The organism is Micromonospora sp. KC721, from assembly GCF_004348355.1.
Classification (GTDB): domain Bacteria; phylum Actinomycetota; class Actinomycetes; order Mycobacteriales; family Micromonosporaceae; genus Micromonospora.
In genome coordinates this window covers 11,763-28,012 of the sequence record NZ_SMJY01000014.1, presented here as the reverse complement: position 1 = coordinate 28,012, position 16,250 = coordinate 11,763, and the positions used below count along the sequence as shown (strand labels likewise).

Annotated in this window: 15 protein-coding genes; 9 read left to right on the top strand and 6 right to left on the bottom strand. The window is 72.8% G+C overall.

Features of this window, described 5'->3' with window-relative positions; all coding sequences use genetic code 11:
* Positions 1-21 precede the first annotated feature (21 nt).
* Together E1182_RS04525 and E1182_RS04520 are read left to right on the top strand one after the other, a co-directional pair.
* The gene (locus E1182_RS04525) at positions 22-1,179 is read left to right on the top strand and encodes an epoxide hydrolase family protein (RefSeq protein ID WP_132261353.1); all 1,158 of its coding nucleotides are present in this window, start codon (positions 22-24) and stop codon (positions 1,177-1,179) included.
* A 78-nt stretch (positions 1,180-1,257) separates the two neighbouring features.
* Entirely contained in the window at positions 1,258-2,709 is a 1,452-nt protein-coding gene (locus E1182_RS04520; protein ID WP_132261352.1) for a multicopper oxidase family protein, read from the top strand.
* Between the two features lie 82 nt (positions 2,710-2,791).
* Here the strand turns inward: E1182_RS04520 and aroH are convergent, their stop codons facing one another.
* From aroH to E1182_RS04500, 4 genes are all read right to left on the bottom strand, one after another.
* Entirely contained in the window at positions 2,792-3,199 is a 408-nt protein-coding gene (gene aroH / locus E1182_RS04515; RefSeq protein ID WP_243706032.1) for a chorismate mutase, read from the bottom strand.
* Between the two features lie 192 nt (positions 3,200-3,391).
* The gene (locus tag E1182_RS04510; protein ID WP_132261351.1) at positions 3,392-4,195 is read right to left on the bottom strand and encodes a TIGR03084 family metal-binding protein; all 804 of its coding nucleotides are present in this window, start codon (positions 4,193-4,195) and stop codon (positions 3,392-3,394) included.
* The gene (locus tag E1182_RS04505; RefSeq protein ID WP_132261350.1) at positions 4,195-4,821 is read right to left on the bottom strand and encodes a copper resistance protein CopC; all 627 of its coding nucleotides are present in this window, start codon (positions 4,819-4,821) and stop codon (positions 4,195-4,197) included. Before E1182_RS04505 ends, E1182_RS04510 begins: the two co-directional genes overlap by 1 nt.
* Before the next feature lies 1 nt (position 4,822).
* Positions 4,823-5,413 (bottom strand): hypothetical protein, encoded by a 591-nt coding sequence (locus E1182_RS04500; RefSeq protein ID WP_132261349.1) that lies wholly within the window; start codon positions 5,411-5,413, stop codon positions 4,823-4,825.
* Positions 5,414-5,687: 274 nt separating this feature from the next.
* On the opposite strand from E1182_RS04500, the gene E1182_RS04495 reads away from it, so the two are divergent.
* Both E1182_RS04495 and E1182_RS04490 read left to right on the top strand, forming a co-directional pair.
* On the top strand, positions 5,688-6,218 hold the full coding sequence (locus tag E1182_RS04495) for a DUF5987 family protein (protein WP_132261377.1): 531 nt from the start codon (positions 5,688-5,690) through the stop codon (positions 6,216-6,218).
* On the top strand, positions 6,215-7,870 hold the full coding sequence (locus tag E1182_RS04490; RefSeq protein ID WP_132261348.1) for an FAD-dependent oxidoreductase: 1,656 nt from the start codon (positions 6,215-6,217) through the stop codon (positions 7,868-7,870). The genes E1182_RS04495 and E1182_RS04490 overlap by 4 nt, the downstream gene beginning before the upstream one ends.
* Positions 7,871-7,903: 33 nt before the next feature.
* Here E1182_RS04490 and E1182_RS04485 read toward each other — a convergent pair whose 3' ends face one another.
* Complete coding sequence (locus E1182_RS04485; RefSeq protein WP_132261347.1) at positions 7,904-8,443, bottom strand: helix-turn-helix domain-containing protein; 540 nt, start codon at positions 8,441-8,443, stop codon at positions 7,904-7,906.
* Between the two features lie 111 nt (positions 8,444-8,554).
* Between E1182_RS04485 and E1182_RS04480 the strand changes: the two genes are divergently transcribed.
* Entirely contained in the window at positions 8,555-9,604 is a 1,050-nt protein-coding gene (locus E1182_RS04480) for a carboxymuconolactone decarboxylase family protein (RefSeq protein WP_243706031.1), read from the top strand.
* Between the two features lie 135 nt (positions 9,605-9,739).
* Here the strand turns inward: E1182_RS04480 and E1182_RS04475 are convergent, their stop codons facing one another.
* Positions 9,740-10,771 (bottom strand): SDR family NAD(P)-dependent oxidoreductase, encoded by a 1,032-nt coding sequence (locus E1182_RS04475; protein ID WP_132261345.1) that lies wholly within the window; start codon positions 10,769-10,771, stop codon positions 9,740-9,742.
* A gap of 212 nt (positions 10,772-10,983) precedes the next feature.
* Here E1182_RS04475 and E1182_RS04470 point away from each other — a divergent pair, with 212 nt between their 5' ends.
* The 4 genes from E1182_RS04470 to E1182_RS04455 all read left to right on the top strand — a co-directional run bounded on the left by E1182_RS04470 (position 10,984) and on the right by E1182_RS04455 (position 16,246).
* A complete protein-coding gene (locus tag E1182_RS04470; RefSeq protein WP_132261344.1) occupies positions 10,984-12,060 on the top strand; it encodes a carboxymuconolactone decarboxylase family protein in 1,077 nt (358 codons plus the stop codon).
* A gap of 80 nt (positions 12,061-12,140) precedes the next feature.
* The gene (locus tag E1182_RS04465) at positions 12,141-13,127 is read left to right on the top strand and encodes a DUF1702 family protein (protein WP_132261343.1); all 987 of its coding nucleotides are present in this window, start codon (positions 12,141-12,143) and stop codon (positions 13,125-13,127) included.
* A gap of 170 nt (positions 13,128-13,297) precedes the next feature.
* A complete protein-coding gene (locus E1182_RS04460) occupies positions 13,298-14,272 on the top strand; it encodes a DUF1702 family protein (protein ID WP_132261376.1) in 975 nt (324 codons plus the stop codon).
* Positions 14,273-14,275: 3 nt separating this feature from the next.
* Complete coding sequence (locus E1182_RS04455) at positions 14,276-16,246, top strand: CRTAC1 family protein (RefSeq protein ID WP_132261342.1); 1,971 nt, start codon at positions 14,276-14,278, stop codon at positions 16,244-16,246.
* Positions 16,247-16,250 lie beyond the last annotated feature (4 nt).

The following is a 16,250-nucleotide window of genomic DNA, read 5'->3' as shown; positions in this document are numbered from 1 at the left end:
ACGAGAAACGGAGGGTCCACCATGCGTCCGTTCCGGATCGACGTCCCGCAGGCCGACCTCGACGACCTGGACCGTCGGCTCGCCGCCGTCCGCTGGCCCACCGAGCTTCCCGGAGTGGGATGGGAGCGCGGGGTGCCGTTGGACTACCTGCGTGACCTGGTCGACCACTGGCGGCACCGCTACGACTGGCGGGCCGCCGAGCGACGGCTCAACGCCTTCCCGCAGTTCGTCACGGAGATCGACGGCACCGACGTGCACGTCGTGCACGTCCGCTCGGCCGAGCCGACCGCGACTCCGGTGATCCTCACGCACGGCTGGCCGGGTTCGTTCGTGGAGTTCCTCGGGATCGTCGGGCCGCTGACCGATCCGGCCGCGCACGGCGGCGACCCGGCCGACGCCTGCCACGTGGTGATCCCGTCGATTCCGGGGTACGGGTTCTCCGGCCCGACCCGGGAGGTCGGCTGGGACACCCGGCGGGTGGCGCGGGCCTGGGCCGAACTCATGCGGCGGCTCGGCTACGACCGGTACGTCGCCCAGGGCGGCGACTGGGGGATGCCGATCTCCCTGGAGCTGGGGCTCGCCGACCCGGAACACGTCGCCGGCGTCCACGTCAACATGCTCGCCACCTTCCCGCCCGAGGACCCGGCCATGTTCGCCGACCTCGGCGTGGAGGACCTCGCCCGGCTGGAGTTCGCGCAGACGTTCGAGCAGGACGGCGCCGGCTGGCGCAAGATCCAGTCCACCCGTCCGCAGACCCTGGCGTACGCCCTGACCGACTCGCCGGTGGGGCAGCTCGCCTGGATCGTGGAGAAGTTCTGGGAGTGGACCGACTCGGTGAAGGCGCCGGAGGACGCCGTCGACCGGGACGATCTGCTCACCAACGTGATGATCTACTGGTTGACCGGCACCGCCGGCTCCAGCGCCCAGCTCTACTACGAGTCCAACCGGCTCGACGCCGACTTCGTCCGGACCTGGGCCGGGCCCTGGCCGCTGCGGATGCCGGTCGGGGTGGCCTGCTTCCCCGCCGACGCCGTACGCCCGGTCCGGCGGTGGGCGGAGCGGATCCTGCCCACCCTCAGCCGTTGGACCGAGTTCGACCGGGGCGGTCACTTCGCCGCGTTGGAACAGCCCCAACTGCTGGTCGACGACATCAGAAGCTTCATCCGTCCGTTGCGCTGACCGGTGTCCGGCGGTGCGGCCTCCCGCCGCGGGTGACCCGAACCGGTCGTCCGCGGCGGCCGTGGAACTGGGGGAGAAATGATCAGCAGAAGGAATCTCCTGGCGGCCGGCGCCCTCTCCGGAGCCGGTCTGGTGATCCCGGCCGGGGAGCACCTTCGGGCGGTGGCTTCGGGCGGCGGGCAGCACGGGCACGGGACGCACGGTGGTTCGCCGCCCCGAGGCGCCGCGCCGACGGGCACGCCGTTCAGCGTCCGGATGCCGGTGCCGCCGGTGGCGATGCCGGTCCGCTCGTGGGGCGGCGTGGACCACTACCGGATCCCGATCCGCACCGCCTCCGTCGAGCTGCTGCCCGGCGTACGGACGCCGGTGCTGTCGTACGGGGGTGGGTTCGTCGGCCCGACCATCCGGGCCCGGGCCGGTCGCCGGATCCGCGTCGAGTACCACAACCAGCTCGACCACCCGGCGAACGTGCACCTGCACGGCGGGCACGTCGCCCCCGAGGACGACGGCCACCCGATGGACGTCATCGCGCCGGGCCGGTCCCGGGTGTACGACTACCCGAACCGGCAGCGGGGTGCCACCCTCTGGTACCACGACCACAGCCACCACACCGAGGCCGAGCACGTCTACCGCGGCCTGCACGGCTTCTACCTCATCGACGACCCGCAGGAGCGGCACCTGCGCCTGCCGGACGGTCAGTACGACGTGCCGATCATGCTGCGCGAGTCCCGCTTCGACGAGCAGGGCAACCTGTACTTCGACCCATTCGACTTCGACCGCCCGGTGGTGCTGGTCAACGGCAGGCCACAGCCGTACTTCCCGGTGGCCGCCCGCAGGTACCGGCTCCGGCTGCTGAACGCCTCCACCCACGGCACGCTCACCCTGCACCTCGATGGCCTGCCGATGGTCCAGGTGGGCACGGACGGCGGACTGCTCCCGGCGCCGGTGCCGGTCACCGAGCTGCGGCTCGGCCCGGCCGAGCGGGCCGACGTGGTGGTCGACTTCTCCCGGCGCCGCCCGGGCAGTCAGGTCGTGCTGTCCGAGACCCGGGGGCCGGTGCTCCGGTTCGACGTGGTACGGCACGCCCACGACCACAGCCGGCTGCCGGACCGGCTCCGGCCGCTGCCGGCGTTGCCGCCGCCGACGGTACGCCGTGAGGTCGTGCTCAGCACCAACTTCGAGACCATCGAGAGCCTGATCAACGGCAAGCTCTGGGATCCGGACCGGATCGACTTCCGAATCCGGCACGGGGCCACCGAGGTCTGGCGGATCACCAACATCGACACCGAGTTCGGTGGGGTCAACCACACCTTCCACATGCACCTCGTGCAGTTCCGGGTGCTGGACCGCAACGGCCGGCCGCCGGCGCCCGGTGAGCGTGGGCTCAAGGACACCGTCTTCCTCGCCCCCGGCGAGAGTGTCCGGGTCCAGGCGACGTTCCGTGGGTACCTCGGTCGCTACGTCTACCACTGCCACATGCTGGAGCATTCGGCGTACGGCATGATGGCGCAGTTGCGGATCGTCCCCTGAATTGAGTTCGCGCTCACGGCGGTGTCCCGGCCCGGGGCACCGCCGTTCGCCGCCGGCACCCGGCGATCGACGACCGTAAGGCTCAGCCGGCGAGGTCGGGGCGGAGGCGGGCGGCGCCGTCGAGGTAGACGTGGTTGACCGCGGCGCGGGGCCGAGCGGTGCGGACGTGCGCCAACAGCCGGACCACCCGGCCCAGCGCACCCGGTACGGAGATCTCCGTCGCGCACAGTAACGGCACGTCGGTCAGGCCGAGCCGACGGGCCGCCTCCGCCGGGAAGCAGCTCACCAGGTCCGGCGTGGCGGTGAAGAAGACGCTGATCAGGTCGTCTTCGGTCAGCCCGTTGCGCCGCATCACCTCGGTGAGCAGCCGTTGGGTCTGCGTGGTGATGTCCCGCGGGTCGTCGCGGTCGACCTGGATCGCGCCCCGGATCGCGCGGACGGTCAGGGCCGCCTGCTCCGAAGCGTCGGGGAGGGCTGGGTCCGCGGTCATGGCGGGCGTACCTCCGTTCGTCGGGTGGACACCCGGTCGCCGTCGGCCGGTGTTCGGTCCGGTGCAGCCCGAAGCGTACCCAGGGGCGACGGCGGTGGCCGGCACGGACGGCGCCGATCCGGTCTCCGCCGCGGCGGACACCGGATCGGCGCCGAGGTCACACTCCGGGATGGGCGGCCGATCGGGAGCCGGTCACCGGGTCGCGTCGGCGAACTGGCCGGGTGCTCGGCCGGGGCCGGCCGGCCCACGGTAGGCCTGCGCGATGTCGAGCCAACGGTCGGCCTCGTCGCCGATCGCCGTGAGGGCCAGGTCGGCGCGGTGGCGACGCCGGGTCACCAGCAGGCAGAGGTCGACCGCCGGCCCGCTGACCCGCTCGGGAGAGTCGGCCGGCCCGAACGTCCACTGCGCCCCGGAGGGCGCGGTGATCTCGAAACGTAGCTGCACCGCCGGCACCTCGAGGCCACGGGCCAGGTAGCCGAAGTCCCAGGTACGCACGGCGAACCCGACCAGATGCCGGATCCGGTCGGTGCGTTCGCGGTGTACCCCCAGCGCGTCGGCGATGTCCTGGCCGTGCCCGAACAACTCCATCATGCCGGCCGCCGCGAGGACGCCCGCCGGCAGCGGCCGGACCAGCCACGGTACGAGCTGGTCGGGGGAGACCGCGGCGAGCGCCTTTTCCACGCCGGCTCGCTCCTCCCGCCACCGGCTCAGCAGCACGTCCGGCGGGTCGGCGAGGTAACCGGCGAGCGCGTGCCGGACGTTGGCGTCGAAGTCGGGGCTGAGCCGGGCCGTCACCTGCTGGAAGGCTTTCGGCTCGGCGACGGCCAGCGCGGCCAACCGGAAGGTGGCGGCCAGGTGGGCCACCTGGTGGGCGATGGTCCAGCCTGGCGCCGGCGTGGGGCGTGCCCAGGTCTCGGCGTCCAGACCGGCGAGCATCCGGTCGACGTCCTCGCCCTCGGCGGCGAGGTCGCTGTACACGTCGGGCTGTGGGGTCATCAGACGTCCTCTCGGAGTCGGAACAGGGGCGGGTCGGGCGAGTCGTCGGTGTCGCCCCGAGGCGGCCGGGTGACCAGCAGCATGGTCACCACGATGGCTACCACCAGGGCGTTGACCACGAGCAGGACGGCGCTGACCGGGTCGACGCCGTGCCCGTGGGTCGACCCGACCGCCTCGGCGGCCTGGCGCTGCGCGTCGCTTAGCGGGGCGGGGGGCTGGCCGGTGCCGACACTGAAGCGTCGCCAGCCGGTCAGCTCCCGGCCGTCGGCGAACCGCACGTGCCAGACGGTGGTGAAGTCACCCGGCCGGTCGATGGCGACGTCCCGGGTCAGGGTGTGCCCGGACCGGACGGCTTCGGTGTCGCCGACCGGCCGTCCCTCGGTGTCCAGCACGGTCAGGTGGTACCCCTCGGCCAGCGGCTCGGCGGCGAAGGTCACCACGACCCGGGTGGGCGCCGTGGCCAGTACGGCCTGGGCGGGCGGGACACTGGCGGTGACCAGGTCACCGCCGGTGTCCACGCGGGGCGCCGCCACCGCCGGCACCGGGAGGGCCAGGCCGGTCACGGTCATCGCGAGGCCGACCGCGGCCGCCGCGAGGATCCCCCCTCGGGTGCCGGGGGTGACCATCTCAGACGGGCATGGTGGCGGGTCGACGCGGCTGCCGGTGGCTGTGCGCCACGCAACTGCACGTGGTGGCCGCCAGCTCGGCTGCGTTCGGCCGCAGGTGCAGGTACATCGCGATGAGCATCGGCACGAAGACCACCGAGTTGTAGAACAGGTGCAGTTCGACCCGGGGCAGTACGAGTTGGACGACGCTGGTCGGCACCGCGGCACCGAAGAACATGGTGCCGAGTTGGGCCTGAAGGAACAGCAGGGCGTGCTCGATGTGGTGCCAGAACTGGAGGGCCAGGCTGACCGTCCACCAGGTACGGGCGCGGCCGACGAAACCGGGACGCAGCAGGAACAGGCCCACGAGCATCAGCAGCGCGTAACCGTAGTGCAGCCACTCCGAGGTGACCAGCCAGGGGTAGTACTGCCCGAGCACGCCCCGGGCCTGCGGCCGGGCCATGCCCAATCCCCAGATCTGGTACGCCTGGACCAGGTGCTCGGCCCAGTGCGCGACCACGATCAGCAGGTAGATGTTGAGGGCGGCCCGGTGGTGGGCGCCGTTGAGCCGGCCGACGAGGCCGGCTTTTCGCGGTTCCGCGTGGACTGCCATTTCCGCTTCCCATCCTGTCGCAGGGCGTGCACGGTCACGCTACCGACAGCGATGACATGAGGGTTCTTCCAGGTTGCGCAGTTGCCGGAGGGGTCGTTCGGGCCGGTTGATCGGCTCGGTCTCAAAAAGCAACCGAGAAGATGCAGCCCACCTCGTGTGGCCAGAACGATGAGACGGCCCGGCGCGGCGCAGGCCCCGGAACCCGGTCTGTTCCCCAACGACAGGAGGAACCCCCGTGCAATCCGTACTTCCCGCCGCCGATCCGGCGCGGGCCATGACGCTCGAGGCGTACGCGGACACGATCCTGCCCGGCGAGAAGCGAGATCCCGACGATCGGGCGGTGGCTGGCGTCTCGGCCGGCGGCGGCGCGGTCGCCTCCGGCGCGCTCGACGTGCTGCGTACCGAGGAGGGCGGGATGGGCCCCGCGCTGGACACCCTCGCCGACCTGCTCAACGACCACGCCACCCGGTACGCCGACGAGCACGGACTGACCCTCGACCCGGCGGTCCCGCCCTTCGTCGCCCTCGCCTACGACCACCGGGTGACGCTGGTGGGTCAGCTCGTCGCGGCCGACCACCCCGAGCGGGAGGCGTGGGTGAGCGTGGCGATGTTCAGCACCATCGCCTTCGACGCCGCAGCGCACCTGCACACCGTCGATGCGCTGGCCGCCGGCCACCCCGGCCTCACCACGATGGGCTACCGCGGGCCCGACGCCGACGGGCTGTGGCGGTTCCCCTCGTTCTCCTACGGCCGGGTGCTGGCCCGGCCGCATCCCGACACGACCCCCTCAGGGAGCCCGGCATGACGGTCACCGAAAGCACCGACGTCCTGGTCGTCGGCAGCGGATTCGGCGGTGCGATCACCGCCTACCACCTGGCCGCCGGTGGGGCGCGGGTGGTCGTCCTCGAACGCGGCCCCTGGCTGACCGGCCCGGACTTCGACCATGACCTGAAGTTCGGCTCCTCCTCCACCCGGGCGTTCGACTTCGTCATCGGCGACGGGATGAGCGTGCTCGGGGGCAACTGCGTCGGCGGCGGCAGCGTCGTCTACTTCGCGGCGATGCCCCGCGCCCCCCGCTTCGTCTTCGAACGGCAGGGCAGCATCGGCCGGCGGATGTGGCCGGCGGTGATCTCCCGGGACACCCTGGAACCCTGGTACGACCGGGTGGCCGAGGCGCTGCCGGTGGTGCGGCAGGAGTGGAAGGACGTGCCCTTCTCCGGTGGCGTGTTCGGCGCGGCCTGCGACCGCGCCGGTCGGACGGCCAACCCGGTGCCGGTGGCCGTCGACCACGACAAGTGCACCAACTGCAACTGGATGATGTCCGGCTGCCGCTTCGACGCCAAGCGGTCGCTGCTGCTCAACTACCTGCCGGCGGCGCTGGCACACGGTGCGACGATCCGCCCGCTGCACGAGGTCCAGCACCTGTCGCGCACCGACGACGGCGGCTACCGGGTGCACTACACGGTGGTCGACGACACCGACTACCGGGTGGTGGTGGATAGCGGAACGATCGACGCGAAGATCGTGATCCTGGCGGCGGGCGCAGGCGCGACCCCGGTGATCCTCCAGCGTTCCGAGCCGCACCTGGGGCGGATGCCGGCGGCGGTCGGCAGGTACTTCTCCGGGAACGGCGAGCGGCTGAACACCGCGATCGTCAACGAGGACCGGGTCCGCGACGTGCTCGGGCTGTCCCGTCCGGACGGCGTGCCGTACGAGGGTTACCAGATCGGCAAGGGCCCCTGCGTGGCCACCTGGGACCGGCTGGACGGCTCGCTGCCGGAGTACAGCCGGTTCTCCCTGGAGCAGCTCTACTTCCCGCCCGGGTTCGGCACCATCCTCGCTCAGGTCCCGGACGCCACCGGCCCCACCTGGTTCGGCGCGGAGAAGAAGGAACTGCTGCGTACCTGGCGTTCCTGGCTGACCGTCTTCACGATGAGCGAGGACGACAACGAAGGTGTCTTCGGGCCGCCGCCGGAGCGGGGCAACGCGACCCGGCTGTCGCAGCAGATGCTCGCCCGGGGCGCGCTGCGCTACCGGCCCACCCCGAACACGCTACGGGGCTGGGCGGAGTCCGACGCGGCCGTGCGCGACATCCTGGAACGCGACGGGTTGTCCCGGGTGATGCCGTGGACCAACGAGGTGGTCGGGGCGTACACGGTGCATCCGTTGGCGTCCTGCCGGATCGGCGACGACCCGACGACCAGTGCCCTGGACGACCGCCACGAGCTGCGGAACCATCCCGGAATATTCGTCACCGACGGCGCCGCCGTGCCCGGGGCATTGACCGTCAACCCCGCGATGACCATCGCCGCGCTGGCCGAGCGGTCGGTGCCGGGCATCGTCCAGGCCGCCCGGGAGCGCGGTGTCGACGTCACGTACGGGGCACCCGCGCCGGACGGCGGTACGGCCGGACGGCGCGGGGTGCTGCCGCTGGTGGACAACCTCAGCCGGCAGTGAGGCCACCGGCGGCGACGGCCCGGACTCGGAAGCTCACCGGGTCCGGCGGCCGGGTCGTCGACGCCGGGCGGCGGCAGTGGCGTCCGACGGCCAGGTGGCGACCTCCCGGCCCTGACGCTGGCGGTGGGCGACGTAGTGGGGGGAGAGCCGGGTGCTGATCTCCGCCTCGGTGAGCGGACCGCCGCACCGGGTGCAGTGCACCTCGGTGCGGACCGGGCCACCGCAGTTCTCGTGCTCGGCGAGCCGGGGCGGCCCGGCCTCGTCGGCGCGGTGCCGGTCACCCCATTCCATCAGGGCGAGCACGACCGGGGCCAGTTCCCGCCCCCGGTCGGTGAGTCGGTACTCGTGGCGCAGCGGGCGCTGCTGGTACGGCACCCGCTCGAAAACGCCGGCCTCCACCAGTGTGGACAGCCGGTCCGCGAGGATGTTGCGGGCGACGCCGAGGCTCTTGAGGAAGGCGTCGAACCGGGTCACGCCCAGCATCGCGTCCCGGACGACGAGCAACGTCCACCGTTCGCCGACGACCTCCAGGGCGCGGGCGATCGAGCAGGCCTGTCGATTGTGGCTCACCATCGACCCATTCTAGTGACCTTGTCGATACCCAGCGTGGTTCGGCTTCGGCCGGGCCACCGGGAGGGAGTGGACGTGCGCTCATGGTTGCTCCGGACGGCCGTCCGTCGGTCGTTGACCGATATCCGACACGTGGTGCCCGTCCGGCCTGCTGTGGCACCGGCGGCGCTGGCCGAGGTGTACGCCGGGATCGAGCGGGAGTTCGGCGTCCTCGCGCCGCCGGTGGTTCTGCACTCGCCCGACCCGGCGGTGCTCGGCGCGTGCTGGGCGATGCTGCGGGAGACGCTGGTGGCCGCCGGCGAGGTCGACCGGGCGACCAAGGAGGCGGTGGCCGCCGCCGTGTCCGCCGCCAACGCCTGCCCCTACTGCGTGGAGGTGCACGGCAGCGCGGTGCATGCCCTCGCTGGCCCGGACGAGGCCGCCGCTCTGCTCCGGGGCGGGACCGGCGCGGTCCGCGACCCGGCCGCCCGCCGGCTCGTCGAGTGGGTACGCGCCGACGGCGAGCACCCGTTGGATTCGTCGCTGTCACCGGCGGCGACCGCCGAGTTGGTCGGGGTGGCGGTGACCTTCCACTACATCAACCGGATGGTCAACATCTTCCTCGACGACTCCCCGTTGCCGGCCGCCGCGCCGGCACCGGTGCGGGATGTGCTGCGCCAACTGCTGCGGGTCCGCATCCGGCGTACCGCGGCGCAGGCCGGCCCGGCCGGGACGGCGGCCGACCGGCTCCCGGTGGCCGAGCTGCCCGCGGACCTGGCCTGGGCGCGCGGGTCGGTCCCGGTGGCGGCGGCGTTCGCCCGGGCAGCCGCGGTCATCGAGGACGCCGGCCGGCGGACCGTCAGCCCCGCGGTACGGGAGCTGGTCGTCGGGCGGGTTGACCGGTGGGACGGCCCGACCGGCCCGAGCCGGTCCTGGGTCCACGACGCGGTCGCCGGCCTGCCCACGGTGGACCGTCCGGCCGCCCGGCTGGCCCTGCTGGCGGCGCTGGCGTCCTGGCAGGTTGACGACGGTGCGGTGGCCGAGGTCCGCCGCACCGGTGTCGACGACGCCGAGCTGATCGGCCTGACCGCCTGGGCCAGCCTCACCGCCGCCCGGCGCGTCGGGGCCCGGCTCTGGACCGGAGCGTCCGGCGGGCCGACCGGAGCGGCCCGGCCACGCGGCTGACCGGCCTGCTCGGTCGGACTGCTCGCCCGCAGGCGGCACGACGCGGCTGCCCAGCCGGCTCTACCGCCTGGCACCGGCCGGACGCCCAGGTCCTCAACGCGACGCCCGGCCTCACGGCGGGCTGCCGAGCCGGCCTCACGGCGGTGGGCCGGCTGCCCGCCCGGCCAGCCGGCGGCTGAGGTGGCCGGCGGCGTGCAGCCAGCGCACCGTGTCGGCCAGGGTCTCGCCGAGCGGGCGGGCCGGCCGGCCGAGCAGCTCGTCGGTGGCGTGAGTGTCCATCGGGCGGGCCACCCGGCAGGTGTAGATGGCCCCGTACTCGGCGGGTATGTGCACCGGGATCGCGTGCTGTACCAAACCGGCCAGCACGCCGACCGGCAGCATCGCCGCGGCGGGCAGCCGGACGGCCGGCAGCCGCCGGCCGGTGACGGCACGCAGCGTGTCGAGCAGCACGCCGGTGTCGACGTAGGCCCCGGGGCCGAGGTACCGCCCGGAGCGTGGCCCCGATGCGAGCAACGCGGCGTGCAGCCGGGCCAGGTCCCGGACGTCGCCGACGGGGAAGCCGCCCCGTGGCCAGATCGGCATCAGCCCGCGCAGGGCGTTGCGGATTCTGGTGGTCTGGTCGCCGAGGTGCGGGTCGTGCGGCCCGAGCACGGCCGGCGGGTAGCTGATCAGGACCGGGGCGCCCTCGCCCTGGTGCCGACGGGCGACCGCGTCCGCCGCTGCCTTGCTGGCCAGGTACGTCTCCCGGGGAGCGCCGACCGGGGTGTCCGGGGTGACCGGCCCGGCCCCGCAGGGCAGCAGCGCACCGAAGGTGGACACGTGCACCACCCGGTCGACGGCGGCGGCCCGGGCGGCGGCGAGCACCAACTCGGTGCCGCGTACATTGACCGCCCGCATCCGCCGGTGCCGGCGCGGGTCGAAGCTGTACACGCCGGCGGCGTGCAGCACCGCGTCGCAGCCGGCGACCGCGGCGGCCACGTCGTCGGGGTCGGTCACGTCCCCGCAGGTCACCTCGACCTGCTCCGGGTCGACGCCGAGCGGGGCGAGCACCGGCCGTACCCGGGCCGGATCCCGGGCCAGGAGCCGGATCCGGTGGCCGTCGCGGTGCAGCGCGGCCACCGTGTGCGACCCGACGAAGCCGGTACCGCCGGTCACCAGAACCCTCATCCGTTCCTCCTCGGTACGGCGGTCACGCCGGTGATTATCGACGACCGTGAGCCGTTCGCGGTTCTCCTGCCGTGCGCACGTCGGGCCGTCCGGTGGGTGCCGCAGGTGCGCAATCTCGGAGTTTTTCCGGCCGAGCGGAGCCGGCCATGCTGGCAACAACCCCCGACCGGATACCGGCGGGAGTCCACCCACCGCAGCACCAGGGAGGCGGCATGCTCGCCAGCCGGGTCGTATCGTCGGTTGTCCAGCGTCAGGTCAAGCACGTCACGCCGGTCGCGCGGGCCGCCGCCGAGGGGCTGGTCGCCGCCGTCTACGACCAGGTCGAGCAGGAGATGCGGCTGGTCATCCCGCCGGTGCTGCTGCACTCGCCGTCCCCGGAGGTGCTCGCCGCGTACTGGATGCTGATGCGGGAACCGCTGATGGCCGCCGGGGCCGTCGACCGGGCCACCAAGGAGGCGGTGGCCGCCGCCGTGTCGGTGGCCAACATCTGCCCGTACTGCGTGGACATGCACAGCACCGGCATGTACGACCTGGCCGACGCCGACGACGCGGAGGCGATCGTCGCCGACCGGCCCGGCGACGTGGCGGATCCGACGTTGCGCCCGCTGGTCCACTGGGCCCGTATCGCGCACCTGCCCGACGAGCAGGCCGGCTCGGCGGCGCCCTTCGCCGAGGAGCAGCGAGCCGAGCTGGTGGGCGTGGTGGTGGCCTTCCACTACCTGACCCGGATGGTGAACGTCTTTCTCGCCAGCTTCCTGCTGCCGCCCCGGTTGACCCCGGCCGCCCGACGCCGCCTCAAGCACGGCATCAGCCTCCTGCTCAGCCCCACTCTGCGGGAGTTTCCGGCCGGACGCGCCCTGCCGCTGCTGCCGGCGACGCCGCTGCCGACCGACGCCGGCTGGGCCGCCGGCAGCGAGACGATCGCCGGCGCCGTGGCCCGCGCGTACGCCGCCCTGGAGGCGGCCGGCGACCGCTCGGTGCCCCCGGCGGTCCGGGCACTGGTGCACCAGTTCCTGGCCGATTGGCGGGGCGAGGAGACCGGACTGGACCGGCAGTGGTGCGAGGACCTCGTCGAGCGGTTGCCGGTACGGCAGCGGGCCGCCGGGCGGCTCGCCCTGCTCACCGCCGTGGCTTCGTACCAGGTGGACGAGAGCGTGGTGGCGGAGTTCCGGCGGGACCACCCCGGTGACCGCGAGCTGGTGGAGGTGGCCGCCTGGGCCAGCCTCGCCGCCGCCCGGCGGGTGGGTGCCTGGCACCTGGCTCCGGACCGGGCGGCACCACCGCAGTGACCTCGCCGGCGTCCCGGGAGGACGACCGAGAGCCCTCGGGACGTCGGCGACCCGAATCTTCCGACCAAGAGGAGGCGAACGTGTCGACCGTCCTGGGTTCGTTGCGCCGGCTGGCACTGGCTCCGTCACTGGCCGAGGTCGGTTTCGCGCGGCGGGGCTTCCCGAAGCCGGACGCGGCCGTGGCCCGCTGGTTGGAGGCGGTGCCGCAGTCGGTGGTCTGCGGCTTCGAGTGGGGGGTGGACGCCCGGGACCAGTGGGAGCTGGAACGCCGGCTGGAACTGGTCGACGTGGCGCTGCGCGGCTTCGCGTACGAGGGGGCCACCATGGCCTGCACGGTCCGCGACGCGATGCGCGCAGGGCGCGGTTCGCTCACCCGTGAGCTGCTGCTGGGGCCCGGCCGGCCGCACCTGTTCCTGGCCTACATCGGCATCGGGTTCGCGATGGCCCGGCTGCCCCGCCGGCTCTGGCGGACGGTGCTGCCCGACCTGCCCGGCATGCCGTACCACCCGACGATGAGCTGGCTGGCCGTCGACGGGTACGGCTTCGACCGGGCCTACTTCGACACCGACCGGGTGGTGCGGACCCAGGAGCGGCTGCGACCGTACCCGTGGCAGGGCGACGCCGGGTACTTCCCGAAAGCCGTCGACCAAGGCATCGGCCGGGCGCTGTGGTTCATCCACGGGGCGCGGACCGTCGACGTGGCGGCGGCGGTGCGCGCGTTCGCCACCGAACGCCGGCCCGACCTGTGGAGCGGTGTGGGGCTGGCGGCGACGTTCGCCGGCGGCGCCGACCAGGGGGCGCTGACCGCGCTCGGCGAGGAGGCCGGCGAGCACCGTGGCGATCTGGCCCAGGGCGCGGTCTTCGCGGCCAAGGCGCGGGCGTTCAGTGGGCACGTCCCGGCGCACTCGGAGCAGGCGACCCGGTTGTTCACCGGGATGTCGGTGGCCGGGGCGGCGGAGCTGGCCGACGATGTGGCCGTCGACCTGCGGGCCCCGCGCGGGGTGCCGGCGTACGAGGAGTGGCGGCGGCGGGTCCGGGTGCGTTGCCTGACCACGCATCCTTTCTGAGCTCGTTCGTTTCGATGGATTACTTATTGCTCGGCACTGTCCTTGTCGGCAATTATCCCGTGCTGCGTGCCGGGCTCGGCAATTCTGAAGAAGACGTGTGTCGGGCTGCCTGGCAGGATCGTCCAGGAGCACCTTAAACGGTTGCTTTCCGATCTTTCTTGGGGGACGCTTTGACCACCTACTGGCGTACGCTCAGGCGTCGCGTCCTGACGCCGGACGTTTCCCAGACCAGGCTCGACGTGCGGGGATTCCACATCAAGAGCCGGGCCACCCGAACCGTGCTGGAGACGGTCGGCGAGTCATTTCTCACCGGCTTCGCGGCCGCTGCCCAATCGCGCACGGATGAGGACTTCGCGCCACACCTGGATCAATTAGAGCGCCGTTTCCGTGGGTTCGCCTACGAAGGTGCGGCAATGGCACTCGCAATTGTCGACGCGCTGTCGCCGGTCCGGGGGAGACGGGTCGAGCGATTCCTGGACGGCGTCGGGTCGGCCCACCTCTACATGGCGTACGTGGGCGTCGGCTGGGCGATGGCCCGGCTGCCCCGGTTCCTGTGGCACCGGCTCGCCATGCCGGACCCGCTGCTGCGTTGGCTGGTCCTCGACGGCTACGGCTTCCACCAGGCGTACTTCCACACCGATCGGTACGTGCGGGCCCGGTACCAGGACCCCGGGTTCCGGTGGCCGGGCGGCGGCCCGGCGGGGTACGCCAACCGCGCCATCGACCAGGGCATCGGGCGGGCGTTGTGGTTCGTCTGCGGCACCGACCCGGACCGGGTGGTCGACACGATCGGCGGGTTCGCGCCGCACCGCCGGGCCGACCTGTTCGGCGGCGCCGGCCTCGCCGCCACCTACGCCGGTGGCGGCGAGGAGGCCGAGCTGCGGGCGTTCTGGCAGCGTGCCGGCGAGTACCGACCGCAGCTCGCCCAGGGCAGCGCCTTCGGGGCGACCGCCCGGGTCCGGGCCGGCCTGGTCGTACCGCACAACGAGCTGGCCGCCGAGGTGTTCTGCGGGATGAGCACCGCGCGGGCGGCCGAGTTGACCGAGCAGCGACGTCCGGCCACGCCGGACGGCGACCAGCTGCCGGCGTACGAGATCTGGCGACAGCGGGTCGCCGACGAGTTCGTGGCGATCGGGAGGAACTAGCAGATGTCTATGTCAGTAGGCTGGCTTCGGCGGAACCTGGCCGGGGTCATCGCCCTCGCCGTCATGGCGAGCCTGTTCTTCGCGTCCCGACTGCCGACGGCGTCGGCGGCCGAACGGGACGACCTGGCGCAGCGGTACGCGTTCAGCCCGACCTCGATCGCGCTGCCCGCCGGATTCCCGCAGCAGACCATCCGCAAGGTCAACCAGCGTTACCGCAACATCGACGCCTGGATATCCTCGGTCGGTTCCGGGGTCGCGATGAACGACCTCGACGGCGACGGCCTCGCGAACGACCTCTGCATCACCGACCCCCGCACCGATCAGGTGGTGGTCACTCCGACGCCCGGTGCGAAGGCCGACCGGTACGCCCCGTTCGCGCTCGACCCGGCTCCCCTGCCGATGAACGACGTGATGGCGCCGATGGGTTGCGTGCCGGGCGACTTCAACGAGGACGGCCGGATGGACCTGCTGGTCTACCTCTGGGGCCGCACGCCGATCATCTACCTCGCCCGCGACGGCGCCCGGTCGCTGTCCACCGCCGCGTACCGGCCGGTCGAGCTGGTGCCCGGCTCCAGCAGGGAATACACCGAGCCGCAGTGGAACACGAACGCCGCCGCGGTCGACGACTTCGACGGCGACGGTCACGTCGACATCTTCATCGGCAACTACTTCCCGCACGGGCCGGTGCTGGACGACTCGCAGAACGGCGGCGTCGAGATGAACCGGTCGATGTCGTACGGCCTGAACGGCGGGGAGGACTACTTCTTCCGCTTCACCGGCGGCAGCGGCGGCGCCGAGCCCACGGCCACCTTCCAGAAGGTCGACAACGTGCTGCCCCGCGACGTCTCCAAGGGCTGGGCGCTCGCCGCCGGGGCCAACGACCTCGACGGTGACCTGCTGCCCGAGCTGTACGTGGCGCACGACTTCGGCCCGGACCGGCTGCTGCACAACCGCTCCACCCCAGGGAAGATCAAGTTCGCCCTGCTGGAGAGCGCCCGCGGCAGCGCCCTGGTCCCGAAGTCCAAGCGGGTCGGTGTGGACTCCTTCAAGGGCATGGGCGTCGACTTCGGCGACCTCGACGGCGACGGCCTCTACGACATGTTCGTCAGCAACATCACCACCTCCTTCGGGATCGAGGAAAGTCACTTCGCCTTCGTCAACTCCGCCCGGGACCACGGCGACCTGGCCCGGCAGTTCGGCCGGGGCAAAGCGCCCTTCGACGACCGCAGCGCGCCGCTCGGGCTGGCCTGGTCCGGCTGGGGCTGGGACGCCAAGCTGGCCGACTTCGACAACGGCGGTGACCTCGTCGTCGCCCAGACCACCGGTTTCGTCAAGGGCGACGTGAACCGCTGGCCGCAGTTGCAGGAGCTGGCCACCGCCAACGACGAGCTGCTGGCCAACCCGTTGTGGTGGCCGCACGTCACCGCCGGCGACGACATCGGCGGCAGCCAGCGGCTGCACTTCTTCGCCAAGGGCGAGGACGGCCGGTACGTGGACCTGGCCGGTGAACTCGGCCTGGACATCCCGGTGCCGACCCGGGGCATCGCCACCGGCGACGCCGACGGCGACGGCCGGCTGGACTTCGCGGTCGCCCGGCAGTGGGACGAGCCGGTCTTCTACCACAACGACAGCCCGTCACCGGGGGCGTTCCTGGGACTGCGGCTGACCCACGAGGGGGCGGCCCCGGGCCAGACCCCGGCGGGCAAGCCGGTCACCGGTTCCCCCGCGGTCGGCGCCCAGGTCACCGTCACCACCGGCGACGGCCGCAAACTCCTCGGCCGCGTCGACGGCGGCAGCGGTCACTCCGGCAAGCGCAGCAGCGAGGTCCACGTCGGACTCGGTCGGAACGTGACCGGCCCGGTCGAGGTGCAGCTGTGCTGGCGGGACCGGACCGGCCGCACCCACAAGCAGACCCTCACGTTGACCCCGGGCTGGCACTCGATCCAGCTCGGCTCGCAGGCTCAGGAAAGGTGACCGA